Below are 26,997 nucleotides of genomic sequence, written 5' to 3'. Positions count from 1 at the left end.
GCCGTGCACACGCTTTTCAGAGCGTGAAACTGCACGAAAAACTAAAACAAGAGGAATCCCCCCCATGTTCAAACCTATGTGGAAAGCAGTCGCCTGCGCCCTTGTCCTTGGCACCATGAGCACGGCCATGGCCGCAGATCCGGTGATTATAAAATTCTCCCACGTCGTTGCGGAGCAGACGCCCAAAGGCCAGGGCGCCCTGTTGTTCAAGAAACTGGTGGAAGAACGCTTGCCCGGCGAGGTCAAAGTCGAGGTCTACCCCAACTCCTCATTGTTTGGCGATGGCAAAGAGATGGAGGCCCTACTGCTCGGAGACGTACAGATGATTGCACCGTCGCTGGCCAAGTTTGAGCACTACACCAAGACCGTCCAACTGTTCGACCTGCCTTTCCTGTTTGATGACATCACCGCAGTTGACCGCTTCCAACTAAGCCCGCAGGGCCAGGCACTGCTCAAGTCCATGGAAGACAAAAACATCACTGGACTGGCCTATTGGCACAACGGGATGAAACAACTGTCCGCGAACAAGGCGCTGCGAGTACCGGGTGATGCCCGTGGCTTGAAGTTCCGGGTGCAGGCTTCGGCCGTGCTTGAGGAGCAGTTCAAGGCCATACGCGCCAATCCGCGCAAGATGAGCTTCGCCGAGGTGTATCAGGGCTTGCAAACCGGAGTAGTAAACGGAGCGGAAAACCCCTACTCCAACATCTACAGCCAGAAGATGCATGAAGTGCAGAAATACATCACCGAATCCAATCACGGTGTACTGGACTACATGCTGATCACCAACACCAAGTTTTGGAACGGCTTGTCGCCGGAGCTTCGCAGCGAGCTGGAAAAGATACTCGTCGAAGTCACCGCTCATGTGAACAAAGAGGCCGAAAAACTGAACCAGGATGCCAAACAGAGCATCATCGCGGCCAAAACCACCGAGATCATTACCCTGACACCTGAGCAACGCGAACAATGGCGTGTCGCGATGAAGCCGGTGTGGAAAAAGTTCGAAAACGATATCGGCGCCCAGTTGATCACTGCCGCTGAAGCTGCCAACCAGGCCCAATGATCGGTCGTCGGCAGGTGCTGTTCTGGCAACACCTGCCTGTCGTCTGCTACAGGAGATGACATCCATGAATGCTCTTCGTCGCATCTGGGAACACTTCGAGGAAGGCTTCATCGTCTTCCTGCTGGCTGCAATGACCTTGGTAACATTCGTCTACGTTGTCCTCAACAATCTCTACACCCTGTTCTACCGCCTCGCCGAGAGCTGGGAAGGCGCCAGCGAATCGCTGTTCACCATCGGCGATGGGGTCATGGCAATGGCCCAGGCGATGACCTGGAGCACCTCGCTGACCAAGGCCTTGTTTGGCTGGCTGATATTTTTCGGGCTGTCGTATGGCGTCCGCACGGCTGGCCATATAGGCGTCGACGCGCTGGTCAGGCTGGCCAGCAAACCGATGCAACGGATCATTGGCATCATCGCCTGTCTGTTCTGCCTGACTTACGCCGGACTGCTCAGCATTGCCAGTTTCGGGTGGATCCAAACCCTGATGATTGCGCGCATAGGTGCCGAAGACCTGGGCCAGTACGGGATCATGCAATGGCACATCGGATTGATCGTCCCTGTAGGCTTTGCCTTGGTCTTCATCCGTTTCGCTGAAATTCTCGTGCGCATCCTGCAAAACAGGCAGACCGGCCTGGGCCTGGCCGATGAAGCCGCCGATGCGATGAAACTGACTGAACACGAGGATGACAAGTCATGACCATTGCCTTCCTGTTTGCATCACTGTTCGTGCTGATGTTGATCGGCGTTCCCATTGCCATCTCCCTGGGGTTGGCGGGTTCACTGACCATCGTTTTTTTCAGCCCGGACTCCGTGCGCTCACTGGCGATCAAACTGTTCGAGACGTCGGAGCACTACACACTGCTGGCCATCCCGTTCTTTCTGCTCGCGGGGGCCTTCATGACCACCGGTGGCGTCGCTCGGCGGCTGATTGACTTTGCCAATGCCTGTGTCGGCCATATCCGTGGCGGTCTGGCTATCGCTGCTGTGTTGGCGTGCATGTTGTTCGCTGCCCTTTCCGGATCGAGCCCGGCCACTGTGGCGGCGGTGGGTTCAATTGCCATTGCCGGCATGGTGCGCTCCGGTTATCCGCAGGCCTTCGGTGCGGGGATCGTCTGTAACGCCGGGACCTTGGGTATCCTGATTCCACCCTCGATCGTCATGGTGGTCTACGCCGCCGCGACCGAAACGTCTGTCGGCAAACTGTTTATGGCTGGCGTGTTACCAGGCCTGCTGCTGGGGCTGGCGTTGATGGTCGCGATCTACATCGTCGCCGTGAAGAAAAAGCTGCCCGCCATGCCGCGCGCGACGTTCCGTGAATGGCTTAGCACGGCACGCAAGGCGATCTGGGGTCTACTGCTGATGTTCATCATCTTGGGAGGTATCTACTCCGGGATGTTTACCCCGACCGAAGCTGCGGCGGTGGCGGCCGTGTACTCGGCCTTCATCGCCTTGTTCGTCTACAAAGACTTAACGTTCCGCGAAACGCCAAAGGTCCTGCTGGACTCGGCCAAGCTGAGCATCATGCTGATGTTCATCATTGCCAACGCCATGCTCTTCGCGCACGTTCTGACCACTGAACAGCTACCGCAACAGATCACCGCGTGGGTGATTGAAGCGGGGCTGACACCGGTGATGTTCCTGCTGGTGGTGAACATTGTGCTGTTGATTGCAGGGGCCTTTATGGAACCCTCGGCCATCATCCTGATCCTGGCACCGATCCTGTTTCCCATCGCCATGAAGCTGGGTATTGATCCCATTCACCTGGGCATCATTATGGTGGTGAATCTGGAAATCGGCTTGATCACGCCGCCCGTGGGCCTGAACCTGTTCGTGACCTCTGCTGTGACGGGTATGACGCTGCCTGCAACGATCAGAGCAGCCATGCCGTGGCTGATGATTCTGCTCCTGTTCCTGATTCTGATTACCTACGTGCCCTGGATCTCCCTGGCTTTGCCAAACTGGCTGGGAATGAGTTGATGCCAGCCTGTCCGGATACTGGACGTTCGTATCCGGACAGGCTTTCACGTTTTACTTATTGTTGCTCTGAGTCCGTCACGCAACTCCATAGCTCCACTGAGGACGGATTGCTGACCGGTGGTCCCAGCCACTCGCTCATCTCATGACATTGCTGATCGAAGCACAGCTGGTAGTCACCTGCTTGCGGGGTGCGCCCCAGGTTCAACGGTTGCATGGGCGGCAGGTGGCGCTGATAGTGCCAGCTACCTTTTTCCAATCTAGCCTCTGCGGGAATTTCCATACCTGCGCCATTGCCTTTGACCCTCGCCTCCATAAGAACGAGCCCTTGCTCCGAGACGCGGTAATCTTCTTCCCAACGAATTTTTTCGATTGTGTGATTCCAAGCCAGCGTAAAGCTTGAGATTGGGAGTTGAGCCCAGGCGACGCCGGCCAGACCCAGGCACAAGCCGATCATGCTCTGGCCAATCCGCCACGGCGAGACCGCCAGACATGCTGAAAGATCAGCAACACACCCAGCACAAAACCGATTTCGTCGGTCAACGGCAGCGCAACGACCAGCAAAGCACCTGCAGCGAAACACAACAAACGCTCCCAAACCGGCATCTTCTGTTGCAGATAACCTGTGGACGCCATTCCCCAAAGGCCAACGGCCAACATCGTCTTCACCAACATATAGGTCGTCATCCACAAGTTGTCGCCTTGCATCATGAGCGCAGGGTTGTAGACCGCCATGAACGGAATGACAAAGCCTGCCAGTGCAATACGAACCGCCCACAGACTGATCTTGAATCCTGTTTCCTTGGCAATGGGCGCTGCGGCAAAGCATGCCAAAGCAACCGGTGGGGTAAGGTCTGCAAGAATTCCGAAATAGAAAACGAACATGTGCGACACAATCAGCGGCACACCCAACTCAAGCAAAGCGGGTGCTGCAATCGAACTGGTGATGATGTAGTTGGGGATCGTCGGGATACCCATACCCAACACCAGGCAGGTAACCATCGTCAGTATGAGTGACAACAACAAGTTATCCCTGCCAATGGCCAGTATGTAACCGGCGAAGGTCGAGGCTATGCCCGTCAATGACACAACTCCGATGATGATTCCCACCAGAGCGCAAGCAATCCCGACCGGCACAGCATGACGAGCACCTTCGACCAATGCGTGCAGGCAAATACTCAGGGTTTCTCGTCCTCCCTGGATGAACCAGCAGATGAGCACTAACGTGGCGATCACCGCAAAGATCACGCCAATACCCAACTGGAAAAAACCGACGCAGAGAACACCAAGTGCGATCCAAAACGCACACCGCAATGTGAAACTGGACACCCGAAGAATGATTGCCGAACCGAGAATAACGATGGCTGTCAGCGCCAGCCCCACCATTCCGGAGAACAGCGGAGTACGTCCTGAAAACAACAGATAGACCAGGACAAAAAGCGGAATCAGCAAATACCAACGTTCCTTTAGCGCACCCCATGCGCTAGGACATTGGTCTTTGGGTAGACCTTTAAGGGCGGAGCGTTTTGCCTCGAGGTGAACCATCCAGAACACCGAACCGAAATACAGGATGGCTGGAATTAACGCAGCTTTGGCGATCTCTACGAACGGGACATTAATTGTTTCCGCCATAATGAAGGCGACAGCCCCCATCACCGGCGGCATCAGTTGGCTGCCCATGCTCGAAGTCGCCTCTACGCCGCCAGCAAATGCTGCCTTGTAGCCGAAGCGCTTCATCAACGGAATCGTGAACTGTCCGGTCGTGACAACGTTTGCAATGCCTGAGCCTGTGATCGTCCCCATCAAAGCCGATGACGCGACCGATACTTTTGCCGGTCCCCCGAGTTTGTGGCCAAACAAACCCATGGCGAAGTCAGTGAACAACTTGATCATTCCCGCCTGTTCGAGAAAGGAGCCGAACAAAATGAACAGGAAAATATAGGTCGCGGAAACGTAGGTTGGTGTCCCGTAGAGACCTTCGGTGCCGAATGACAACTGGTTGATGATTTGATCGAAACCGTAGCCTCGATGTGCCAGGTCGCCTGGCAGGTATTCACCCAACAGACCGTATGCCAAAAACAGTCCACAGATGACGGGCAATGCGATACCCATCACCCGACGAGCCGCCTCAAACACCAACGCGATCAATATCAGCCCGACGACCATGTCTGCATATGTCAGGTCACCTGAACGCTGGATCAGATCCGCTTCGAAGAACCATTGATACAAAGCAGTGCTGATCCCAGCGAGACTCAATATCCAGGCCAACGGCTGCCAAGGACGTGCTCTGCCATACGCCGGGTAGCTCAAAAACACCACCCACAGCAGGAAACCAACGTGCACCGCGCGCAGCACCTGGCTGGAAACAGGCGTAAACGCAGCGGTGACAATCTGGAAAACTGAAAACAACAACGCCACGTAGAACAGCGTCTTAGGCCAGTCGCGTGGGTTGGCGGCGATGCCATGATGATCTTCGCTCATTGGGTACCTGCCTCAAAACTACCTAGAAGGGTACGAACCGCTCTATCGCTCTAGCGACCATCCCCGTGGCGCATTTTTGGATTACAGCGCTCCAGCTTCCTTGTAGTAGCGCTCGGCACCGGGGTGAAGTGGAATGGGCAGATTCTTGGCAGCATTTTGCAACTTGATGTCCTTGGCGGCTGAGTGAGAGTTCCCTAAACGAGTGAGGTTTTCGAACATCAGCTTGGTCATCTGGTAGGCAACCTCATCCGAGACATCCTCGCGCGTCACCAGAATGTTAGTGATCGCCACCGTAGGCACTGACTCAGGCTGTCCGTCATAGGTATTGGCTGGAATTTGTGCAGGCTGATACGCGGCATTGCCGATTTTCGAAACCACATCAGGAGGGATGGAGACGTAGTTCAATGGCATGGTCGAGGACAGATCGCGGATGGCCGCCATTCCTAACCCCGAGGACTGAAGCGTGGCATCTAACTGACGGTTTTTGATCAGCTCGACCGACTCCGCAAAGGGTAAGTATTGGACTTTGCTCATATCTTCGTATGTCAATCCTGCAGCTTTGAAGATCGCACGGGCATTGAGTTCGGTACCGGATTTTGGGGCGCCAACTGAGATGGTTTTCCCTTTCAGATCCGCCAAGGTTTTAATACCAGACTCTTTGTTCGCCACAATTTGAATGTAGTTCGGATAGGCGCCGGCAATGGCTCGCAACTTTGTCAGCGGAGCCTTAAATCCAGCTTCTTCCACTCCGTTTTTTGCATCAGCCACAGAGTCCCCAAGCGCCAGAGCGAGCTCCCCACGACCCGCTTGTAAAAGGTTGAGATTTTCAACCGAGGCTTTGGTCGCCTGGACAGACGTCTTCACTCCCGGAACCCCATCGCTGTAGATCTGCGACAGCCCTACCCCAATGGGGTAATAAACCCCGCTAGTACCACCGGTGAGGATGTTTATGAACACAGGTGCGGCGTTAGCTGCGCACGAGACTGTCAACGCAGCGGTGGCCGCAAAGAGGCTAAAGCGTTTAGTTACTTGCATAGAAAACTCTCCGTCTTGTTATGGCTTTATGCAGAGTCTTTCTACTGTAGTCGAAACCAACGCCTTGAGTGGGAAGTTGAATTAGCCTAATACTTTTAGGCTTGTCAATCGGTCGCTGCGATGACGCCTAATCGGGATTCCCACCCTCGAAAAAATGCCAGTCAGCTCAGCTGACTGGCATTACCCTAGCAGGGCTCTCTGTACTTAAAAATGATGTTATTGAGTGCACCACGACTCAACAACAGCAGATTGATGACGTTCTGCAGACTGAAGCCATAAAAGTGAGGGCAAGGTCTCCTCGTCAATGGGGGTGACCGTTGTACTTCTTCTGGATCACGGATCGAGGATGGATCAACTGCTTTAAACTACTCACGAGTAAAGCGGTAGCAACTTGGAAGCGGAAGATCTTCAGTCCGCCAGCCGTCGAGCCTGAGCGTCCGCCGACAAACGTCAGATAAAAGAACAACAGAACGGCAAACTCGCATCCCGCAGTTCTTGGCGGATAACACGACTAGGAAAATGCTTTGAACAGTCAGCATGCCTGTTTTGCTGCTTCGCTGACTCAGGTTTCTAGACCACAGTATCTCCAGGCTTCGAGAAATACTGTGGTCATCGCAAGCGAGATTATTTGGCTGCGGCAGCACGCGTTAGGACGCTGCTGCGGCGAAGGACTATAACACCGCCCAACGCTGCCAGAATCGATCCGATCAACACACCGACTTTGACTTCATCAATCAAAAGAGCTGATCCGGCGAACGCCAGATTGCCAATAAATAGGCTCATAGTGAAACCGATGCCGCACAACAGTGCTACGCCATAAAGTTGGACCCAGGTACTCCCTTCCGGCAGCTTGGCCAGGCCCATGCGAATGGCCAGAGCTGCCAATAGGAAAATACCTATCTGCTTGCCCATCAACAGCCCCAGAGCTACACCCAGCGGAACCGGATCGACCAGGTTCTCCATTGAAATACCGGCCAATGAAACACCCGCGTTGGCGAAACCAAAAATCGGTACCACAGCGAACGCTACCCACATGTGCAACTTCTCCTCAAGGAAAAGCAGCGGAGATCGGGCTTCCTCTTCAGGCTTGCCCATGGGGATGCACAGTGCCACGGCTACACCTGCCAGCGTGGCATGTACCCCCGATTGCAGCACGAAGAACCACAGCACTCCACCGACCAGCAAATATGGGAACAATCGTCTGACGCCCCATCGATTCATTGCGATCAGAATGACCAGGGTTGCGAGCGATGCCAGCAACATCGGCATGGAAAGACCAGAAGTGTAGAAAAAGGCGATGATGACCACAGCACCCAGGTCGTCAATGATCGCCAAGGCAGCGAGGAAAACCTTCAGAGAAGTCGGGACTCGCTTACCCAGCAACGACAAGACGCCCAAGGCGAATGCGATGTCGGTAGCGGCAGGGATAGCCCACCCTTTCAAGGTCTCAGGATTCCCCCAGTTGATTGCGATGTAGATCAGCGCAGGAACAATCATGCCGCCCAAGGCACCAAATCCCGGCAAGGCGCGCTGGCCCCAAGTAGAAAGCCCACCTGCCAGCACTTCTCTTTTGATTTCGAGGCCGACCATCAGAAAGAAGATCGCCATCAGGCCATCATTGACCCAGTGCTCGACAGACATGCCCATCCAGACACTGTGCAAGGCTGCAAAGTAACTTTGGGATAGAGGCGAGTTAGCAACAATCAGAGCAGCCAGAGCTGCGCCCATCAGTACAAGACCGCCGGCGGATTCCGACGATAGGAAACGGGCCAGAATCGCGGCTGCTCTAGGGGTTTCGGCTGTAGCTTGATGCTTGGTCATCAACGTCCTTGGGATCAACTAAAAAGACGATATATTAACATCTGCCCTGCGCCTGAAACAGTTAATGTGCATGGCTATAATCGGGCATTCTTTTCACTTAGTGCTCTGGAATGGGGTTTAAGGCCAGAGGCTATTAGCATGGGAAACAATGTTCATGCCGTCCATCGGCTCGATATCCCAGCCCCTTCTCGAATATCCCGATCAGTCTTCACATCGTTTGATACCATCCAGCACAGTTGTATGAAGACTTAATGTATGGAAGGTCTTTGCGTGAACGTTATCCGTCACTGATTACGACAACCCTGTGCACGTCACATCACTTTGCTCAGAATGATTCTGATCATGCCTGCGCGCGGCACCGGGCTGGTCGAATCCACTTAGCTAACTTTCAGGTCTGGGAATGGCGAGCCTGCTCATCGTACTCCTGCATCGCCGCCCTTGGTGCTTAGCACTTCCAGTGCTGCTGGCATGGAGACTTATGACGCTGGCGACTGCCAGACTGGCCAGCGCGGTCAGTAGACACCCAAACTCCTCAGAGCTGCACTGGCGAAGTTTAACCGTTGGCACCCACCGGCCCTATTCGACTCCTGAAGACTACCTGCAGCGTTACGACACACCCAAGCAGGCCGCCGTCGAGTAAGGCGTTTTCATGCCACTTGCTGGGCTGTGGATCGGGTGCCATTGAGGTGAGCGACTTCAGCGTGATTACCGAGTTGCCAGAAGCACCAAAAATGCTGGATGAGAATCCGCTCGACAGCGGTGCTCAATCAAGCTAAGTACCCCGTATGATTGCACTCTGACGTCGAGTTCAGCCAATAGGTGGACCGTAACTTAATGTTTTTTCAAAGTTGTGCAGCAACTGTGTTCCAAACTTTTAACAGATCAAACTTATTGAAAGGAATATCAGGGTGCTGACACCATAAAACACAAGAGGCTTATATCGAAGATATAGATTGCTCCGTAAATACCTTGTCACACTACCGACTGCCAACAATTTGATTTAAGTCAATAATCATCAAGCGCTTGGTTGCATGGATCTTTTAGTTCGTATCAGCTAGAGGGCAGAGAGAATGTAAGAACGGCGAACGATTTTTCAGCATTCTGATCTAGCTACGCCCGCTCATGACCACCTCAGCCCGTTTCAGTTGAACTGCGTGCACAGGAGATAATTATTGATGAAGCAGGTGGTCGAAGCAGCAGAGCAAACACCAATCCCCCCGCATTACGTACCCTGGCACTCCCTGCCGGCAGGGCAGGTGACGAACCTGCTTGAGGTCAATGAGCACGTCGGACTGGAGGCAGCCGAAGTTCAAGCCCGGCTCGCCCGCACTGGCTTCAACCGCCTGCCAGAAGCGGCACGGCGACCTGCGTGGCTGCGATTCTTGCTGCAATTTCACAACATCCTGATTTATGTGCTTCTAGGATCTGCTGCGATTACCGCGATGCTGCAACATCTGTGGGACACGGTGGTGATTCTCGCAGTGGTTATTGCAAATGCAATCATCGGCTACGTGCAGGAAGGCAAAGCGGAAAAAGCCATGGACGCTATCCGGCAAATGCTGGCGCCGCACGCCGCCGTGATTCGCGCAGGTGAACGCTTGAGTGTAGTGGGCGAAGAGCTCGTACCGGGGGATATTGTATTGCTGGAGGCCGGAGATAAAGTTCCTGCTGATCTGCGCCTGCTGCACTCAAACAGACTTCAGATTCAGGAAGCCATTCTTACCGGCGAATCCGTACCCATAGAAAAGCATACGGAACCAGTAGACCTTGGAGCCGCCCTGGGTGATCGTACTTGTATGGCATTCAGCGGCACGCTCGTCACTTGCGGGCAAGCCACTGGGGTTGTCGTTGCAACCGCAGCAACAGCTGAAATCGGACGCATCAGTACGCTGCTTGCCGGAGTAGAAACGCTGACCACTCCGCTGGTACAGCAAATGAACGTATTTGCGCGCTGGCTGACGATCTTGATCTTGTTAGTCGGCGGCCTTCTGCTTGTGTTCGGCCATTATGTCGGACACTACGCATTCACCGAGATCTTCATGGTTGTGGTCGGGATGTCCGTAGCGGCGATACCTGAAGGGCTGCCTGCCGTCCTGACCATCACACTGGCTGTCGGCGTTCGGGCAATGGCTCGCCACAACGCCATCGTGCGTCGCCTGCCTGCCATCGAAACGCTCGGCTCGGTATCTGTCATCTGCACCGACAAGACCGGCACACTCACCCGCAACGAAATGATGGTCGCATCGGTAGTGACGAACGACCTCATCTTCACGGTCGATGGCGCAGGTTATCAGCCAGCAGGAAGCATCAGCCTTGCAGATCAGCTAGTCGATATATCGAATCATTTTGCGTTGGCAGAACTGGGGCGAGCAGCCGCCCTGTGCAACGATGCCGTACTGCGCCAGCATGATGAATTATGGAAGGTAGAGGGTGACCCAATGGAGGGTGCCTTGCTGGCCTTTTCCGGAAAGACTGGTATCGACAGTGGGGAAGATCATCGGGCCTGGCCCCGCACCGATGCCATTCCGTTTGACGCGAAACATCGCTTTATGGCGACTCTGCATCACAACCATGATCGACATGCCTCTATCTATGTGAAAGGCGCGCCAGAGCAAATACTGGCCATGAGCACACAGCAGCTGGTCGCCGCTGGCAGGACTGAACCGCTCAATGCGGACTACTGGCACGAACGGGCAAACGCCATTGCGGCCAAGGGCCAGCGTGTATTGGCGTTTGCAGTTCGATCAGTTCCGCCCGAACACACTGTTTTGGAGTTTGGGGACGTGCAAGGGACGTTAACCTTGCTGGGCATGGTCGGACTGATTGACCCGCCTAGACCCGAGACGATAAAGGCCGTTCAACAATGCCAAGCAGCAGGCATTGTCGTAAAAATGATCACTGGCGATCACGGCGGCACCGCCACAGCTATCGGTCGCCAGATTGGCCTGCAGAACCCCGGCAAGGTGCTAACTGGCGTTGACCTGGACGCCATGAACGATGCTGCCCTCAAGGAAGCGGTAAAGGACGTCAATATCTTCGCTCGCACCAGCCCTGAACATAAGCTCAGGCTGGTAATGCTGCTGCAGTCGAACGGCATGACCGTGGCCATGACCGGCGATGGAGTGAACGATGCACCTGCGCTAAAGCGTGCCGATGCCGGTATCGCAATGGGTGGAAAAGGCAGTGAAGCCGCCAAGGAAGCCGCAGATTTGGTGCTGGCCGATGACAATTTCGCATCCATCGTGGCTGCGGTTCGCGAAGGCCGGACAGTCTACGACAACATAAAGAAAGTGCTGAGCTGGACGCTGCCTACCAACGCGGGCGAGACCATGACCATCATCGTCGCGCTGTTACTTGGTATTACGCTGCCGGTGACGCCGATACAGATTCTGTGGATCAATCTGATAACCGCTGTAACACTTGGCATCGCACTGGCGTTCGAACCCACAGAAGAAAACACCATGCGCAGAGCGCCCCGTTCACGCAAACAACCCCTCATCAGCGGGGCGCTGGTCTGGCATATGGTGCTGGTTTCCATTCTGTTTCTCTGCGGCGTTTACGGTATTTTTTCGTACGCACTCGACCGTGGCTACTCAGTGGAATTGGCCCGAACCATCGCAGTGAACACATTAGTTGTGATGGAAATTTTCCACCTGTTCTTCATTCGCAATCTCTACAGCACATCACTTACCTGGAAGGGCATTCGTGGCACCAAGGTTGTATGGATGACAGTCGCCGTGGTGACCTTAGCTCAGTTCGCTATTACCTACGCACCACCGCTGCAAAAGGTATTTGCTACTGAAGCGATCCCCTTCCTTGATGGTCTGCTGATCATCGGGGTAGGCGTTGCGTTATTTGCCATAATCGAGATTGAAAAACAGATTCGAATCCGTTTGTCCGAGTAGAGCGGGTTGCAAGCTGGTCATACCCTATCGACAAACATCTTCATGCCACTAAAAGAGGATCTGGAAAATGCATAAAATACTTGTAGCTGTCGATGGTTCCGAGCATTCGGAACGGGCGGTGCGTTACCTTATTGGGCTGATCCAAGATGGTGGATTGCTGGGAGGGAGTGTTGAGGTCTATCTGGTGAATGTGCAGCCACTATTACCCACTCGAATCGCACACGATATGAGCTCGGATGAGCTTGACCGTTACTACGGTGATAAAAGTGCCGAAGACTCACAAAAGGCTATCGAGCTTCTTGAGCAAGAAAGTATTGCATTCACATTCCATACGCTACAGGGCGATGCAGCCAGCCGAATCGTGGCGTACTCCCAATCCCTTGGATGTGACAACATCATTTTAGGCTCACATGGTAACGGTTTTCTTGCGGGGATCTTTCTCGGATCTGTCGCGGCCAAGGTAATTCAGCTCTCGGATGTACCGGTCACCTTAGTCAAATAAGAGATCATGAATTGCTTGAAAGCACGGCCCCATAACTGGATTGTCAAAGATGGTTGCTCTGGAAAAGTTTTGATTGAGCTTTGGCCGTAGCCGACTGGAGATAAATTTCAGCTTCGCTCCTATCCGTGCTCAGCAGCCTTTCATCCGGCTTATGGCTGTCGATTCTGTTTTAGGGAAGCCTGTCGGAGGTCAGTTGCTGGGCCTGATCCGGACGACATACTTGCTGCCACTGCTGGCAGCCATCCTTCCAGTTTCTTCTGTAAAGGTTTGGTGCCATAGCTGAGCACCGACTTGCACCTGTGTCAGGGCTTCTTGGCTATGACCAGCAACTCTGCCACGATCAGGCCTGCACCGGCGATCATGCACAACGTGATGACCTCTCGAAGCACCAGACCGGCGAGCAGCATCGCGACGACGACACTGCCCTTGTCGATCATTGCCACAGTAGCAACATCCCCAACCTTAAGTGCCTTGTAGTAGAAGCCCCATGACAAAGCAGTGGTGACGCCTGACAGTCCCAACCAAGACAGATTCCGGCTGGTGATGTTGGCCACTTCCTGTGTCGGAACGGCCCAGGCCGCGAATACAAGTACAAAAGCACACACGAACAGGGAGCGAACTGTTAGACCAAGCTCATCTGAAATGCCTGCGAGTCCCATCTTGGCGATCACAGAAGTTAACCCGGCAAAGAACATTCAGAGGAAGGCATAAACCACCCATTTTTCAATGTGCGTGGTTCCCTCGATACTTGATGTTCCGGGCAACTGAGAGGCCAATTACAAATCACGCGCCCCTCAGTGCGACTCCCTGCTGATGCATTCAAGCTGGTGGAAGAGCTATTTGGGGATATACGCAGCTACTGACTTGCGAATCTCTTCCCGCGCTTCATCCGCGCTCCCCCAACGGCCCATCTTCACCCACCTACCCGGCTCCAGTGCCTTGTAGTTTTCGAAGAAGTGCTGGATCTGTGCGATGAGTAACGCAGGGAGGTCTGAGCACTCCTTTACGTCGCTATACATCGAGCTGAGTTTTTCATGAGGCACCGCAATCACCTTGGCATCCGCTCCAGCTTCGTCAGTCATGTACATCACACCAACTGGGCGACTGCGGATGACAACGCCAGGTGACACCGGGTAAGGGCAAATCACCAGAACGTCCAAGGGGTCGCCGTCATCGCTCAACGTATTTGGAATGAACCCGTAGTTGGCCGGATAGAACATCGGCGTGCTGAGGAAGCGGTCAACGAAAATCTGTCCGCTTGGCTTGTCCACCTCGTACTTGATCGGCGAGTGGTTTGCAGGAATCTCGATAACGGTGAAGAAGTCATCGGGGATCGCGTTACCAGCTGGAATGTCCGTGTAGCTCATGCTCATATCTCCAAGCTTCTATAAAGGCTAAGGCCGCTGACGTTTTGCCAACGGATACACGTGATTCGATTTTTTACGCTGACCAAACCAACAGATTTATCAGCTATAAGACGAATGACTATCTGATCGCATCCAAGTCAGTCCAAGGTAGCGAAAATTGCGAACTGACCGCACCACAGCCTGAGCCGTGGGCGATTCATACCTCATAAAAAGGAGGCCCGGCTAAGTGACTTTTTTGCCGATGAAGCCCATTTCAATCGGAGTCTTAATGTAAAACACTGAGATTTCCTCGAGCTCCAATCGCTTGAACAACCTTTCGGATTCATCCTCGGTGATAGCCATGCGAATCTCGGTAGGCTGATCCGCCAGCTCAAAAAAATGCGAGGAATGCAGCCGACCGGTATGCCCAAAACCCTCGATACCTGTAGAGAGGGTCGCACCACGCAACCCCATTTCTTTGGCCACATCAACGATCCAGTCGCCAAGCATCTTTCCCTGATAACGACGATTCTGTTGGGTAAAGAAAATCACCAGAAAACCTTTCATTTTCACTTCCTCAGCGCGTACCGATCATTTGATAGGACAGAAGCCCTGCGGCGGTCATCGCCAACGAGCCTACGACGTGCAATGAAACCGAGCCGAGTGCCCACAGCAATTTGCCCTCCTGAATCAGGGCAACTGTCTCGGCGGAAAACGTGGAAAAGGTGGTCAGTCCGCCACAGAAGCCCGTGATGATCAGCAGGCGCCATTCAGGGCTTAGGGGGGATGTGGCCAAAAACGCGATGGCCAGGCCAATGATGTAGCCACCGACCATGTTCGCGACCACAGTGCCTGGCGGAATCGTAGGAAACAGGGCGTTTAACTTCATGCCCAAAAGCCAACGCAACCAAGCACCCACTGATGCGCCTACAGCAATGACTAGAAGTGATTTCAGCATGGTTGCATGTCTCCTCTGGGCTGATGTAGCCGAGGAGGTGCGGAAAACCGCGCACTAAGAGAGGGAGCTGATATGAGGTTTTGAGTCACAATCCTGTCCTAAATTGGAGGACAGGGCGGCACACCTACGCACCCTGTCCAGGGTTCACGTAGGCATCATCAGCACAAAGGCGGTTAAAGGAGGAATGCCATCTCCTGATTTCATCCTAAAGCAGCAACTGTAAGACTTTCAAGGTACAACGAGTTCTTATGAACTGGCTTAATGAGTTTTGACACCTCAATTGAACGCTATGGTGGCGCCCAGATTCGAGGTATATCTCTACCGCCCCTAGTCTACGCGGCGCAAATCGCGAGGGAAAACTATGACATGAAGATTCACGACCTTTTTTCCGCCCTCCGCTTTCGTAGACGCAGACCCGTTTGCAGTCTTCTTTTCCTCATCGTCATAAATGTCTAATTAAATGCGGAAGGCGTGTGCATGAACATGAACAGCAAAGGTGACCGTCGACCGTTTTATATCTTCCTCATCTTTTTGCGCCTGGGACTGACCTCATTTGGCGGCCCCATCGCACACTTGGGGTATTTCCGCGATGAGTTCGTCACGCGCCGGCAATGGCTGACTGAGCGTAGCTATGCTGACCTGGTCGCACTTTGCCAGTTCTTGCCAGGCCCCGCGAGTAGTCAGGTTGGTATGGCGCTGGGACTCTCTCGTTCGGGCTACTCTGGGGCGCTGGCCGCCTGGGCAGGTTTCACGCTGCCCTCGGCCATCCTTCTGATCCTGTTTGCGTTAGGTATTTCCAACCATGGCGATATCATCGCGCCTGGCGTACTGCACGGCCTGAAAGTCGTGGCCGTTGCGGTGGTCGCTCAAGCCGTATGGGGAATGGCACGGAATCTATGCCCAGATGCGTTGCGTATCACGATCATGGCGATTACGACGTGTGTGGTGCTGTTGGTTCCGTCTGCATGGGGGCAGATCGGCTCAATTGTTGTCGCGGCTTTTGCCGGCGTGCTTTTATTCAAACCAGCTCGCGCCGCCGAACATGATCCACTGCCTATAAAGGTCGGTTACCGAGCAGGTTTGTTCTGGTTATCACTGTTCTTCGCTTTGCTGGTCGGCTTACCGATAATGAGCCAGATGCTACTCAGTCAGACGCTCTCCATGGTAGATGCATTTTATCGCTCCGGGTCTCTGGTGTTTGGTGGTGGTCATGTGGTGTTGCCATTGTTGCAGGCCGAAGTAGTGCCTTCAGGCTGGGTCAGCAATGAAACCTTTCTTGCCGGGTATGGTGCAACGCAGGCTGTTCCTGGGCCGCTTTTGACCTTCTCGGCATTTCTAGGTGCTTCGATGAGCGTCGAACCCTCTGGCTGGGTCGGCGGATTCATTTGTTTGCTAGCCATTTTTCTGCCGTCGTTTCTATTGATCGTTGGTACGTTACCGTTTTGGGAACAACTGCGGCGCAGCGTACATATCCAAGCGGCGTTGCTTGGGATCAATGCGGCGGTGGTTGGCTTGCTTCTAGCGGCGCTTTATCAGCCTGTATGGACGAGCGCGATCCTTAAGCCACAGGACTTCGGTTTGGCATTGGTGTGCCTGGTCGCTCTGATGTTTTGGAAGCAGCCGCCCTGGTTGGTGGTGATCGGTGGTGGTGTAGCCGGATGGGTGCTGAGTGCCATGCTTTGACAGTCTTTCAAACTCCGTAGGGCTTTCTCGTCCAGTGGAATGCCCTTCTATAGCATCCTTGCCATGGTCGGGGAGTTGGCCAAGTCGGTAATCGAGAAGCAGCGCGGAAAGCATCCGCTCTACGCGTTCCCGCTTGGCAAGCCTGATGGCGAGGGGAATGAAACGACGTTCCACCACATGAATGACTCAGCCTGGAAGAAGGCCAGGGTCACTTGGAAAGTCACGATGGCAGAAACAACTGCGGTGAAGGGCTATAAATCCGCGCGGAGCGGCTCAGTTTGGAAAGCCTCATGCTCGTCTCGTGCCTGGTTTCCTAGATAGATCCATCAAGCTGTGACGTTGTCGCCTCCCCCGACCGCCAGGAGCAGCTCGGGCAATACCACACCAGCACTTCCTTTCAGCATTATCTCGTCCGCGCCAACCCATCCAACCTCCTCAAGGTTGACATGGATCACCGCAGCCCCGGCTGCGAGCGCCATTTCCGGAATGCCAGCTGCCGGCATGACTACGCCGGAAGTCCCCACTGAAATCAGCACATCACAATCTCTCACGAGCCGTACTGCGGACCGCCAGGCGTCCTCGGGCATCTTCTCCTTGAACCAGACCACCCCTGGCCGAAGCCTTTCGTTGCAATGCTCACACCGAGGAGGCTCGATCCACTGTCCTTCCTCAGAAACCCTCAGCTGGTCAGGTGTTAATTCGCCTGGCCGGTGACACGCAAAGCATTTCGCGCCCATCAAGCTGCCGTGAACATGAACCACGTCCAATGAACCTGCCCGCTCATGCAGGTCATCGATATTTTGGGTAATGACGGACACCTCCCAGCCGGCATCTTGAAACCGGGGAATGCACAGGTGGGCCGCGTTTGGCTTTGCCCCGCTGACCTGGTGCCGCCGCCACAAGTACCAGCCCCATACGAGAGCCGGGTTCTCCCGAAAGGCGTCCGCTGTTTCCAGGCGTTGAGGGTCGTGCTTCGCCCATAACCCAGTTAGTTTGTCGCGAAACGTCGGTATTCCGCTCTCAGCCGAGATACCAGCGCCCGAGAAAAAAACGATTGTCTTGGACCTACGTAAAACATCAGCAGCTCTTTGCATTTGGCTCACGAAACACCCCTCGGCTCTGCAGCGACGAATACTGTTGAGTAAACACGGGAAAGACCTATGACCCTAGTTTAGGCACTCGCGGCCGAGCGGAAAATGAAACGCATTGACCCAGGCGAATACGATCATCCTGGCGCAGCACAACCCTTTGGGTCGCTGCGACCCTGCGATCGGGCCTGCGTGACGATGGCCGCATCCCAACGAATACGGCCACGGACTGCATCAACTTACGAACGAATCCAGGCGGGAGCTGCAGCCGGCGCCAGACCGGTACGTGCGGTCTCGGCACAGGTCGCCAGCCCCGCATAGTGAATGCCCAAGCCGGAAATTCCGGGACCGTAATGCGCGTACTTGCCGGAGTTGGTCATCAGGGAGCGGGCGTTGGGCTTGAGCAGCGGTTTTTCGATCATGCACCAGCAAGTGTCGGTCATGAACTCCACGCCGAAGGCTGCCAGGACATCGATCGCACCGGCCGCCTCGGCCTGCTCGGACACCGTCCTGCCGCAGGTAACCATGATCGAGACCTGCGGGTGCTTGCGCTGACCGGCGCACAGTTGTGCCAGGCGCTTGAACTCGTCGAGGGAAAAATGCGGGTTGCCCAGGGAGATGATGTCCACCTGTCGATCATCGGCCGAGTTCAGTGCCTGCCAACTGCGGTACAGGTCGTCACGGCTGACCCTGATGGTTTCCAGGGGGTGGGCAAGAACCTCTAGCGTCGCCAGGGACAGCGCTTCCGGGGTGCCCCCGAAGCAGCGGATACAGCGACTCGTCGAAATCCGCCAGCTGCGGCACCTCGATCACCACCGCCGCCTGGCGATTCTTGTCGATATGGCAGCCGCGTGGGACCTGGCCGCGTGCCGGATTGCACGCAAAGCCTTGAACCGTTGAGCCCCCCATAAACCTCTGACGTGACCCGACAGCTTGCGTTGTCGGGTCCAGCAGCCTGAGTTGCGTGATAGCCAACACGCTGACGGGGTCAGCACTGCCACTCTCGAGCAGGATGGTTGATGAACACGGTCTTTGATCGGCGAAAGGCATTGAGCCCGCACAGACCTACGTCGCTTCCGAGCCCCGACAACGTCCATCCATCAACCGTCAACGCCTCGTTGTAAATCAAAGGGTTGTTGACCCAGATCAGACCTGCCTCAAGCCGATCTGCGGCCGTGATTGCTTCGGCCAAATCGCCGGAAAACAATACAGCCCCCTGCTTGCAGGGTGAACTATTAGCCAGCTCCAGGGCTTCATCAAAGTGCCGCACACGGCGAACGGCGGCTACTGGGCCAAAACATTCCTCATGGTAAATATCCATGTTCTCGCTGAGCTCGGTAAGAAGGGTTGGTTCATAAAACCAGCCAATAGGGTGATCGGCGGGTATCTGTCCACCACAGACTCGTGTCGCCCCTTTGGCCAATGCATCCTCCACAAGGCCCATCACTTTTTTTCGTGCTTCCTCGCTTACCAACGGTCCAATCTCCGAGTAACCACGGCTGTAACCAGTACGCAGCGCACGAACACCTTCTGCAAACCTCTCGACAAATGGGTCGTGTACTTCATCCACGACAAAGAATCGTTTTGCCGAGGTACAGGTCTGTCCACCCAGACGAAACGCGGCAGTGACCGCACAGGCTGCTGCAACATCCAGCAATGCGTGTCGCGAAACGATCACCGGAGCACTGCATCCGGTCTCGATCACACAAGGTTTCATCAGCTCCGCACAAGTCACGGCTACGGCGCTAGCTGCTGCGGCACCGCCACTAAAGGCGACAACGTGAGTAGCAGCAGACTGCACCAGCAATTGTGCCGTTAAGCCATCCCCAGGAAGACAGGAAACCAAACCCGAAGGCAATCCTCTGAAGTACTCCATGAACTTCAAAGTACAGAGTGCAGCGGTCTCTGCTGGTTTCACTATGCAGCTGTTACCTGCGGCCAATGACGCCGCTACGGTTCGGCACATCAATAGCAGCGGCTGACTGACTCCGAGAATATGCACACTGATTCCATAAGGCTCATAGTGCCTGTGTCGCAGCGTCAGAGACCGCAAACTACTGAGGACGTCATTGGACTCTTCACTGGCCAGTTCGGCGTAGTGTCGAAAAACCCGTGCACAACCGGCCAGCTCAGCCATAGCGTCAGAAAATGACCTTCCCGTCTCCGCCCCCATCAGGCAAGCAACCTCAAGGCCATGCTCAACTGACTGCTCGATGGTCTCGGCGACTTCATGCAGTAACCGGCCACGCGCCCTGCCGTCGAATGCTCGCCACTCGATGCGTGCAGCGTCGGCGACGGCGATAGCCGCGTCGACGTCGGCTTTATCACATAACGGGATGACTCCAATGCGCTCCAGCGTCGCCGGATCGAAAACTTCCCGTGTGCGACGACTAGCAGAAGGCAAATACCCAGGATTGACGAAATACAGAACCGCGTCAGCGTGAGCAGTGTTCATCGAAGCATCCTTGTTCAAGTCATTAAGGGTATCCGTCAACATCAAGAAAAGCGGACCACCCAGACATGTTCTCCATAGGGACCCACCGGCCACAGCCGGACCAGTCAGTAAGGACGGACGCTACCAAGCTCCAGCTGACAATTCGATTTCACAGAGCTTACCTTCAGGTAACCAGATAATTGACCGTGGCTAGAACGCTAGGGGGCAATGCTTTCCAAGGCTTGCAGGTAGTGATCCAACAGCAGGTTTCCTGCTTGGTCGGGGCGAGTGATCACCGAAAGCTGAGTACAGTATCGGTAGTGCTCCGGACACAAAGCACGCATGCGTTCAGCATCGACCCAACGCTGAGCGTAATGGCTGGGCAGATAGCCAATGTATTCACCGCTCAGAATCAAGAACGCCACCCCCTCGCGATCGCTGGACGTCGCCATTACCTTCAGCTTCTTGGAGTACTTGATGACCTCCGGTTCCTGGGATTGAGCGATGGTGACCGCGTCACAAAGGGGTAAGCGTTCGAGGATCGAGCTTTCATCCTCAACCCCGAACAGAGGGTGTTCATGGCTGCAATAAAGCTGCGACTCCTCGGCATACAAGGGTCGATAGTCCAAGCCATTCACTCTGTGAGTAGTGGGTATCGCGCCAATGTGGAAATGACCATCGAATACGCCGCGGGCCACGCTGCTTGGCGTCGTCATATGCACATTGACCTGAATATCGGGCCCTTTGGCCCTGAGAATCTTGAGTGCCTCAGTCATTCGCATGTGAGGCGATGTCACCAGATTGTCAGTAATTCCAATGTTGAGCTCCCCCCGCAGTTGAGTGGTGGCGGAGTTCACCTGGGTGCGAAAATTGCCTATGGCCGCGAACAACTGGAGTGACGCGTCGTAGATGCTCTGCCCGGCAACCGTCAAAGCGAAACCACTGCGCCCACGTTTGCAAAGACAAACACCCAGACGGCTTTCCAGATTGGCCATGCTCAAACTGATAGCCGCACGACTGATATTCAGCTCTATCTCGGCAGCGGAAAATCCGCCGCACTCAACCACCGCGCGAAACACCCGCAGCAACCGAATATCGATGTCACTTACCTGACCCACTCTCACAAGAGACCTCCGCAGCCAAGCCACAAGGTTCAGAACATCCAGCGAGCCGGCACTATAGAGGTGCCACCGCCCTTGTCGCCATGCTTCAGCAGACAGATCAGAAACGGCTTAGATAGGTAAGCCTCTGGTTACCTGAAGGTAAGACAAGAGCCATTCTTTAATTCCTTCGAGTTACGTAGCTTGGTCCTCCTGATCCGGCCGATAAATGTCGGCTTGGATTGCGTATTGAGTTCATACATCAAGCAAGGAGCATGACGATGAAATCGATGGCAGGAGCAACGGCTCTGGTATTGATGCTCAGTTCATCACTGGCGGCTTATGCCGATCAGGAGATCCGCATAGGTGTAGCCGGCCCCTTCACCGGCAGCTACTCCAGGCTGGGCGCGCAGGTCTGGAACGGCACCAACGCAGCGGCCAAACAGATAAACGCCGCGGGCGGCATTAACGGCAAATTGATTGTCCTGGTCAAAGGAGACGATGCCTGCGAACCCAAGCAAGCGATGGCGGTAGCCAACCGGATGATCGATACCGACCATGTACAGGCCGTCATCGGCCACGTCTGTTCCTCCTCCACCCTCCCCGCCTCGGAGATCTACTCGGACGCCAACATCCTGATGATGACTCCTGCATCTACTGCCAACACCATCACTGAGCGTGGCCTGGACACTGTGACCCGAATGGTCGGACGCGACAGCCAGCAAGGTGAGGTTGCTGCCAATTATCTACATGAACAACTCCAGGCCAAACGCATCGCCATCGTGCATGACAAGGACTCCTACGGCATGGGAGTAGCCCTGGCCGTACAACAGCGCCTGGGAGAAATGGGGATCAAACCTGTCCTGTTCGAAGGCCTCACACGCGGCGAGAAGGATTTCAATGCCCTGGCCACCAAGATCAAGGGCTTGCAAGTGGACGCGGTCTTTTATGGTGGTGTCGCCGTGGAGGCTGGCACCCTGGTCCGACAGATACGCGAGTCGGGGGTCGACGCTCCCTTTGTGGCTGGCGATGGCATCGCCTCCGATGACTTTCCGGTTGCGGCCGGTGGTGGGCAGTTCATCAAGGGGGTCTTGATGGTCTTCGGCCAAGACGCACGACAAAATAGTGAAAGCCAGATTGCAGTAGCCGCGTTGCGCAAGGAGGGATTCGAACCTCTGGGATACACGCTGTATGCCTACGCGGCGCTTGAAGCCATTGCTCAGACCATGCAAGCCACCCAATCCCATGACGGCGCGGTACTGGGACAGTGGCTAAGGGACAACAGTGTAAAAACCGTTGCTGGCAATAAGCGCTGGGACGCCAAGGGAGACCTGGCGACGCCTGACTTCGTGATGTATCGCTGGGATGATCAGGGCGAATACAGCGTCTTGCGCTGATTTTTTGTGGGGCGCCAAGATCAGGCGCCCCACAATGAGGCAAGGACATTGCCCTGACGCAGGATACTGCGCAAACGATATCCATCAGACGGTTTCCCGGTCGCTGATCCTCAGCTCAGGCGCCAACGTGGACAAGCTGCTTGAGCCCTCCAGACTCAGAGCAGCGTATCGCCTAACTTGATACCGAAGCCCTCGTTATACAGCGATGGATTTGGCTCGTTGGTGAACGACATGTTGGGCTTGAACACATGCTCGCCCATGGCGTTTTGAATCGGAAAAGCTGTGAGCATGGAAATCCCCTCTGGAACTCAGCTCTCGGGCATGAGCTGTCCGCACCGTTTACTGTTCTGTGTGCGTATCCTCTGCCCGACACTTCAGTGCCGGGCAGTCTGCTTTACCGCGCAGCCCAAGCGTTAAAGCGCTCTTCAAGCTCTGTTCCGTGATCAATCCAGAAGTCGCTATCAACCTTCAGGGCCTGAGTCATGTTCTGCTCAGAGGTCGGAAAACTATTGCGCGTTTCGGGAGCGATCAGTTCCATGGTCTGCTTATGAGTGGGACCGTTGAACATCTTTTCGGCGAATATCTTTTGCTGCTGCGGCAAGCTCGCGAAGGCTATGAATTTCAGCGCTGCTTCCTGGTTCCGGCTGCCTTTGACTATGGCCCAGCTATCCATGTCATAGAGACTGCCATTCCACACTAACGGGAAGTCGTATCCCTCCTTTTGGGCACTGATTGCCCGGGTGATGTACACAGACGTCATGCTGACATCTCCAGCCGCCAGCCATTGCATCGGCTGAGCACCTGACTCCCACCACTGTATCTGTGTTTTGATCTGGTCCAGTTTGCGAAAGGCCCGGTCTACGCCACCGGGTTGTCGCAGCACCTGATAAACCTGATCACGTGGTACGCCGTCGGCCATCAGGGCGATTTCCAGAGTCAGCTTCGCGCCTTTGCGCAGAGCCCTCTTGCCAGGAAAGCTCTCCAGATCCCAGAGGTCCGCCCATTCTTTTGGGGCTTTCGACACCGCTTTAGGGTCATAAACCAGAGCCGTAGACCAGATAAAAATACCGACCCCACATTCGCTCACCCCGTCTTCGACGAAGTCCTCCTTGCGCACTCCAGGAATCGCCGGCAAGCGCTCGAACAATCCTTCCTCGCATCCGCGCTGCAACTGCGCATGGTCAACTTCAACCACATCCCAGGTAACGCTTCGGGTATCCACCTGAGCTTTGATCATGCCGATTTCGCCGTTGTATTGCGCTGCTCGCACGACTACAGAATGCTGCTTCTCAAAGGGGGTGTAGAACGCCTCCTGCTGAGATTTTTTATTTATTCCACCCACGGAGACGACCGTCAGTGCCTCGGCTTGGGCGCAAGTACCTAGGGCGACCAGGGTCAGGCTGGCTATCGCAGTTTTAAACATGGCAGATCATCCTTTTTCTGGTTTAAAAGACCTCGAAGACGATGCTAACCAACGCGACAACGCAGCAGCGGGAATAAAAAGCTCAATCTACGGGAATCTTTTTCCTCCGCCGCCGTGCGGGTAGAACGACTCAAATCACTCAGGGACCGTAAGATCGAAACCCGAATAGACCTTAAACAAGGCTAGAAAATCGAACCATCGTTCGAGCTCTGGTCGTTAGGAGGCCGTGAAGAATGAAGAGCTGCAACGACTATCGACTCCCTTCTCTCGATGCACTGCTGGCCTTTCAGACTGCCGCGCAGTTGAAGAGTTTTGAGCGTGCAGCCCAAGCACTGTCGCTGACCGCAAGCGCACTACGAAAACGTATAGCGGGTCTTGAGCAACTGCTTGGCTTGGTGTTGTTTGATCGTCAAGGCGGAACCCTCGCGCTGACGGCGCAGGGGCAAATGTACCTGGAACAACTCACCCCCGTACTGACTCAACTGATCGCCATACCGGTGCATCAACGCCCGGCACAACGCAGGCAGCGCCTGACACTCAGTTGTCCACCCACGTTTGCCCGTCAGATCCTCATCCCCCGCCTTGCAGAACATAGCCAACATTACCCGGACATCGATCTGGAAATTCAACTAAGCGCTCCCATGTCTGGTACAGAAGCACCGCTGCGAGACATCCAGGTATCTGGAGAAAGCGCCACCGTGGAGCCTCAACACAGGCTACTCGACGAGCTTTTGCAGCCCTTGGCTGCGCCAGAGCTGCTGAGCCGTTACCCAGACATACGGCTACCGCAGGAGCTCGCCTGCCTGCCGCTGATGCGCTCACCGCTAGAGCCCTGGCAACCCTGGTTTCAGCAAGCGCACCTGGCCTTGAGCGAGCCAGACCAGGGACCGTCCTTACTGGATCTGGGGATGATGCTAGAGGCTGCGGCCAATGCTCAGGGGGTCGTCCTCGCGCGCCCCTCGCTGGCTCGTGATTGGCTGGAAAGTGGGCGACTGGTCGCGGTCGGCAATGTTCGTAGTGTTCCTTCCTACCACTACCAACTGCACATGCATCAGCGATCAGAGGCCGCACAAGCCTTCAGTCACTGGTTGACACAGATATGCCATGAGGCCGTGGAGCACGGGCAGCGTTACTTGAGTGATCCGCACTAAGGAAAAACCGGCTCGCGAGATGCGAAATTTTTTCCCTGCTGATGATGCATCAGGCGGTTAGGCTGACTCTGAACATCACTCGGGAGCAGTCCAATTGCCTATCGTTACTTGCATCGAAGACCTGCGCAAAATGGCGCAGCAGCGCATACCACGCATGTTCTATGACTACGTCGATGGAGGCTCTTGGACCGAAAGTACCTACCACGCTAACCAGGACGATTTTGCAAAGATCAAACTGCGCCAGCGCGTTGCAAGAAATCTCGAAAATCGATCGCTTAAAGCTAATCGACTGGGCATTGATATGGCTATGCCGCTGGCCATAGCACCTACCGGATTGGCTGGGATGATCCATGCGGATGGTGAAATCCTTGCGGCGCGTGCTGCGACTGCGGCCGGTATTCGCTACACACTCTCAACGGTCAGCATTTGCTCACTGGAAGACGTCGCCGACGCAATCGAGGCACCTTTCTGGTTTCAACTCTATGTAATGCGTGATCGTGACTTTGTCGGCCGACTGATCGATCGGGCTAAAACTGCAGGCTGCGACGCACTGGTACTGACTCTCGACCTGCAACTGAGCGGTCAACGACATAAGGACTTGAAAAACGGCCTCAGTACCCCGCCACGCCTAACTGCCTCCAACCTTCTGAACATCCTGACTAAACCACGCTGGATCAAAGGCATGCTCAGCACTCGCCGTCACTACTTCGGTAACATCATGGGACACGTTGCCGGCGTGGATGACTTGCGTCAGTTGGCCGATTGGACCTACGAGCAGTTCGACCCAACGCTGTGCTGGGACGACATCAAGTGGATCAAGGATCGCTGGGGCGGAACACTGATTCTGAAAGGCATTCTCGATGTTGAGGACGCACACCTGGCCGTTGCCAGTGGCGCAGATGCACTGATAGTTAGCAACCACGGCGGGCGTCAACTCGATGGCGCTCCTTCCAGCATCAACATGCTGCCGGCCATCGCTCAAGCAGTCGGCGGGCAGATTAACGTCTGGTTCGACAGTGGCATTCGTAGTGGCCAGGACGTGATCAAGTCACTGGCTCTGGGGGCTCAAGGCGTCATGCTCGGGCGCGCCCATCTTTATGGACTGGGAGCAATGGGCGAAGCAGGAGTGACCAAGGCATTGGAGATCATTGCAAAAGAAATGGACCTGACCCTGGCACTTTGCGGATACACCGATGTACAGCAAATTGATCACAACATCTTGTTACCAGGAAGTTATCCGAAGCCCTGACAAATCTGAAAGCCATCGCACTCGGGCTAAGGCATAGAAGCGTCTACAAAACTCGGGACGATTCAATCCTCGAGCAAAGAGCTATCACGATAAACAACGATCTTCCAATCCTTGAGGCCGTTTTTCCCAGTGAGTCGGCCCTCAACTTTCTCGGTTACTGGAGCAGCCACCAGAAGTAAGAGCAGGAAATACAGCAAGCCGCCCCGCCTAATTAGAGAGCTGTATACCAGCAACTCGAAGAAAAACTATGTGGGAGGAAATGTAGGAGTATTCTCCAGACATGAAAAAGCCCAACCTGTGAAGATTGGGCTAAGTCATTGAAAAATATGGTCGGGACGGAGTGATTCGAACACTCGACCCCTAGCACCCCATGCTTGGGCCTATAGATCA

The 26,997-nt window shown here is 54.8% G+C and carries 23 protein-coding genes, 1 pseudogene and 1 riboswitch; of the genes and pseudogenes, 9 read left to right on the top strand and 15 right to left on the bottom strand.

All coding sequences use genetic code 11. The features are described 5' to 3' along the window. The first annotated feature begins 64 nt into the window (after positions 1–64). From PQT43_RS27455 to dctM, 3 genes are all read left to right on the top strand, one after another. Positions 65–1,060, top strand: a complete 996-nt coding sequence (locus PQT43_RS27455; RefSeq protein WP_267269707.1) for a TRAP transporter substrate-binding protein — start codon at positions 65–67, stop codon at positions 1,058–1,060. A gap of 64 nt (positions 1,061–1,124) precedes the next feature. Next, positions 1,125–1,757, top strand: a complete 633-nt coding sequence (locus PQT43_RS27450; RefSeq protein ID WP_253084593.1) for a TRAP transporter small permease — start codon at positions 1,125–1,127, stop codon at positions 1,755–1,757. Continuing rightward, entirely contained in the window at positions 1,754–3,037 is a 1,284-nt protein-coding gene (gene dctM / locus PQT43_RS27445) for a C4-dicarboxylate TRAP transporter large permease protein DctM (protein WP_221808647.1), read from the top strand. The genes PQT43_RS27450 and dctM overlap by 4 nt, the downstream gene beginning before the upstream one ends. Positions 3,038–3,092: 55 nt before the next feature. Here dctM and PQT43_RS27440 read toward each other — a convergent pair whose 3' ends face one another. The 5 genes and pseudogenes from PQT43_RS27440 to nhaA all read right to left on the bottom strand — a co-directional run bounded on the left by PQT43_RS27440 (position 3,093) and on the right by nhaA (position 8,371). Beyond that, positions 3,093–3,491 (bottom strand): DUF1850 domain-containing protein, encoded by a 399-nt coding sequence (locus tag PQT43_RS27440; RefSeq protein WP_253084574.1) that lies wholly within the window; start codon positions 3,489–3,491, stop codon positions 3,093–3,095. Continuing rightward, entirely contained in the window at positions 3,488–5,515 is a 2,028-nt protein-coding gene (locus PQT43_RS27435; protein ID WP_253084573.1) for a TRAP transporter permease, read from the bottom strand. The genes PQT43_RS27440 and PQT43_RS27435 overlap by 4 nt, the downstream gene beginning before the upstream one ends. Positions 5,516–5,596: 81 nt before the next feature. Then, positions 5,597–6,550, bottom strand: coding sequence for a TAXI family TRAP transporter solute-binding subunit (locus PQT43_RS27430; RefSeq protein WP_253084572.1), 954 nt, complete (start codon positions 6,548–6,550; stop codon positions 5,597–5,599). A gap of 276 nt (positions 6,551–6,826) precedes the next feature. Next, a pseudogene (locus PQT43_RS27425) lies at positions 6,827–7,028 on the bottom strand (potassium transporter TrkG); the annotation flags it as partial. A gap of 146 nt (positions 7,029–7,174) precedes the next feature. Beyond that, on the bottom strand, positions 7,175–8,371 hold the full coding sequence (nhaA, locus tag PQT43_RS27420) for a Na+/H+ antiporter NhaA (protein ID WP_267269705.1): 1,197 nt from the start codon (positions 8,369–8,371) through the stop codon (positions 7,175–7,177). Between the two features lie 1,175 nt (positions 8,372–9,546). On the opposite strand from nhaA, the gene PQT43_RS27415 reads away from it, so the two are divergent. Both PQT43_RS27415 and PQT43_RS27410 read left to right on the top strand, forming a co-directional pair. After that, positions 9,547–12,276, top strand: coding sequence for a cation-transporting P-type ATPase (locus PQT43_RS27415; RefSeq protein ID WP_253084570.1), 2,730 nt, complete (start codon positions 9,547–9,549; stop codon positions 12,274–12,276). Between the two features lie 67 nt (positions 12,277–12,343). Continuing rightward, positions 12,344–12,778, top strand: coding sequence for a universal stress protein (locus PQT43_RS27410; RefSeq protein WP_253084569.1), 435 nt, complete (start codon positions 12,344–12,346; stop codon positions 12,776–12,778). Positions 12,779–13,080: 302 nt separating this feature from the next. Here PQT43_RS27410 and PQT43_RS27405 read toward each other — a convergent pair whose 3' ends face one another. The 4 genes from PQT43_RS27405 to crcB form a co-directional block, all read right to left on the bottom strand. Beyond that, positions 13,081–13,473 carry an EamA family transporter gene (locus tag PQT43_RS27405; protein WP_262924993.1) on the bottom strand — a complete coding sequence of 131 codons (393 nt, stop codon included), beginning with the start codon at positions 13,471–13,473 and terminating at the stop codon, positions 13,081–13,083. Between the two features lie 141 nt (positions 13,474–13,614). Next, a complete protein-coding gene (gene ppa, locus PQT43_RS27400) occupies positions 13,615–14,145 on the bottom strand; it encodes an inorganic diphosphatase (protein WP_253084567.1) in 531 nt (176 codons plus the stop codon). A gap of 222 nt (positions 14,146–14,367) precedes the next feature. Continuing rightward, entirely contained in the window at positions 14,368–14,691 is a 324-nt protein-coding gene (locus tag PQT43_RS27395; protein WP_253084566.1) for a DUF190 domain-containing protein, read from the bottom strand. 10 nt (positions 14,692–14,701) lie between these two features. Continuing rightward, complete coding sequence (gene crcB / locus PQT43_RS27390; protein WP_253084565.1) at positions 14,702–15,082, bottom strand: fluoride efflux transporter CrcB; 381 nt, start codon at positions 15,080–15,082, stop codon at positions 14,702–14,704. Positions 15,083–15,224: 142 nt separating this feature from the next. Further along, a riboswitch (Fluoride riboswitch) is annotated at positions 15,225–15,286 on the bottom strand. A 273-nt stretch (positions 15,287–15,559) separates the two neighbouring features. Between crcB and chrA the strand changes: the two genes are divergently transcribed. Beyond that, positions 15,560–16,765, top strand: a complete 1,206-nt coding sequence (chrA, locus tag PQT43_RS27385) for a chromate efflux transporter (RefSeq protein WP_253084564.1) — start codon at positions 15,560–15,562, stop codon at positions 16,763–16,765. 326 nt (positions 16,766–17,091) lie between these two features. On the opposite strand, the gene PQT43_RS27380 is transcribed toward chrA, so the two are convergent. The 4 genes from PQT43_RS27380 to PQT43_RS27365 form a co-directional block, all read right to left on the bottom strand. Continuing rightward, the gene (locus PQT43_RS27380) at positions 17,092–17,868 is read right to left on the bottom strand and encodes an SIR2 family NAD-dependent protein deacylase (protein WP_102882430.1); all 777 of its coding nucleotides are present in this window, start codon (positions 17,866–17,868) and stop codon (positions 17,092–17,094) included. A gap of 224 nt (positions 17,869–18,092) precedes the next feature. Beyond that, positions 18,093–18,623 (bottom strand): aconitase X, encoded by a 531-nt coding sequence (locus PQT43_RS27375; protein ID WP_272755161.1) that lies wholly within the window; start codon positions 18,621–18,623, stop codon positions 18,093–18,095. 218 nt (positions 18,624–18,841) lie between these two features. Then, entirely contained in the window at positions 18,842–20,308 is a 1,467-nt protein-coding gene (locus PQT43_RS27370) for an aldehyde dehydrogenase family protein (protein ID WP_253084563.1), read from the bottom strand. Positions 20,309–20,505: 197 nt separating this feature from the next. Next, positions 20,506–21,411: a LysR family transcriptional regulator gene (locus PQT43_RS27365; protein WP_110596821.1), complete on the bottom strand. Its 906-nt coding sequence runs from the start codon at positions 21,409–21,411 to the stop codon at positions 20,506–20,508. A 257-nt stretch (positions 21,412–21,668) separates the two neighbouring features. Here PQT43_RS27365 and PQT43_RS27360 point away from each other — a divergent pair, with 257 nt between their 5' ends. After that, positions 21,669–22,784, top strand: coding sequence for a branched-chain amino acid ABC transporter substrate-binding protein (locus PQT43_RS27360; protein WP_253084561.1), 1,116 nt, complete (start codon positions 21,669–21,671; stop codon positions 22,782–22,784). Positions 22,785–22,939: 155 nt separating this feature from the next. On the opposite strand, the gene PQT43_RS27355 is transcribed toward PQT43_RS27360, so the two are convergent. Beyond that, positions 22,940–23,074: a hypothetical protein gene (locus tag PQT43_RS27355; protein ID WP_258379457.1), complete on the bottom strand. Its 135-nt coding sequence runs from the start codon at positions 23,072–23,074 to the stop codon at positions 22,940–22,942. A gap of 104 nt (positions 23,075–23,178) precedes the next feature. Then, positions 23,179–24,207, bottom strand: coding sequence for an ABC transporter substrate-binding protein (locus PQT43_RS27350; protein ID WP_253084560.1), 1,029 nt, complete (start codon positions 24,205–24,207; stop codon positions 23,179–23,181). 233 nt (positions 24,208–24,440) lie between these two features. Between PQT43_RS27350 and PQT43_RS27345 the strand changes: the two genes are divergently transcribed. Both PQT43_RS27345 and PQT43_RS27340 read left to right on the top strand, forming a co-directional pair. After that, positions 24,441–25,358: a LysR substrate-binding domain-containing protein gene (locus PQT43_RS27345; protein WP_253084559.1), complete on the top strand. Its 918-nt coding sequence runs from the start codon at positions 24,441–24,443 to the stop codon at positions 25,356–25,358. Positions 25,359–25,452: 94 nt separating this feature from the next. After that, positions 25,453–26,607 carry an alpha-hydroxy acid oxidase gene (locus PQT43_RS27340; RefSeq protein ID WP_272755143.1) on the top strand — a complete coding sequence of 385 codons (1,155 nt, stop codon included), beginning with the start codon at positions 25,453–25,455 and terminating at the stop codon, positions 26,605–26,607. The last annotated feature ends 390 nt before the right edge of the window (positions 26,608–26,997 follow it).

Source organism: Pseudomonas sp. BLCC-B112 (genome assembly GCF_028550695.1).
GTDB classification, from domain to species: domain Bacteria; phylum Pseudomonadota; class Gammaproteobacteria; order Pseudomonadales; family Pseudomonadaceae; genus Aquipseudomonas; species Aquipseudomonas danubii.
Note: the sequence above shows the minus strand (reverse complement) of the source record. Positions and strands in the feature narration are given on the sequence as shown.